This is a genomic window from Vibrio sp. 10N.222.49.C9 (assembly GCF_041474985.1).
Classification (GTDB): Bacteria; Pseudomonadota; Gammaproteobacteria; order Enterobacterales; family Vibrionaceae; genus Vibrio; species Vibrio crassostreae_C.
The window spans coordinates 1-951 of sequence record NZ_JBFRVD010000321.1; the positions used below are offsets into that span (position 1 = coordinate 1).

Genomic DNA, 951 nt, shown 5'->3' on the forward strand with positions numbered 1-951 from the left:
GTTTGATATCGCCAAAGAGCTTGCCGATTCAGGCAAACAAGTGGTGCTCTCCACGATGGCGTTACTTGAAGCACCGAGTGAGGTGAACATCATGAAGAAGTACATCGATAACGGTGACTTCGCTATTGAAGCCAATGACGTCTCTGCTATTCAACTGGCCAACGAAAAAGGCGTGCCCTTTGTTGTAGGGCCTGCGGTTAATACCTACAACGCGCATACGCTCAATTTATTCCTTAAACAGGGAATGATTCGTTGGTGTATGCCGGTAGAGTTGTCTCGTGATTGGCTATCCAATACCTTGAACCAGTGTGATGAGATTGGTATTCGCAATAAGTTCGAGGTTGAAGTATTTAGTCACGGCTATTTACCTCTGGCCTACTCCGCACGTTGCTTTACCGCTCGCGCAGAAAACAAGGCAAAAGATGACTGTGAGACCTGCTGCATTAAGTACCCTACTGGTCTTAAAGTGGACAGCCAAGAAGGCCAGACTGTTTTTAATTTAAACGGAATCCAAACTCAGTCAGGCTATTGCTACAACCTAGGGAACGACATTCCATCAATGGAAGGATTGGTTGATGTGGTTCGTTTGAGTCCGCTTGGGGTAGATACCTTTACGCATCTTGATGCCTTCAAGGCGAATGAAGCGGGTGAAAGCCCGATTATCATTGAAGATCGCCAGTGTAATGGTTACTGGCATCAAATTGCAGGACTTGAACTGCGTTAAGTCGATTGGCGAACTAGCAGTTCTATAGGGGGAAGTCGCGGTGTCAGCGGCTTCCCTATCTCTAAGATGCGGATCATAGACTCGGCGCATACTGCCCCGATCTCTTCTATGGGTTGCCTCATCGTTGTCAACGACGGCGTGAAATATCGCGAAGTGGCGAGATCATCAAAACCGATTACCGCTACATCTTCTGGTACTCTTAACCCTCTATCATGCAGCGCTTTAAT

2 protein-coding genes are annotated in these 951 nt (G+C 47.2%); one reads left to right on the top strand and one right to left on the bottom strand.

The genetic code is table 11. The annotated features are described in order from the left end of the window. A partial coding sequence (locus tag AB4585_RS23330) for a U32 family peptidase (RefSeq protein WP_372171160.1) occupies window positions 1-724 on the top strand: 724 nt, incomplete at its 5' end. Here AB4585_RS23330 and AB4585_RS23335 read toward each other — a convergent pair. Then, window positions 721-951: substrate-binding domain-containing protein (locus AB4585_RS23335; protein ID WP_372171162.1), on the bottom strand; the 231-nt coding region annotated here is incomplete at its 5' end. The two genes, AB4585_RS23330 and AB4585_RS23335, sit on opposite strands and share 4 nt — an antisense overlap.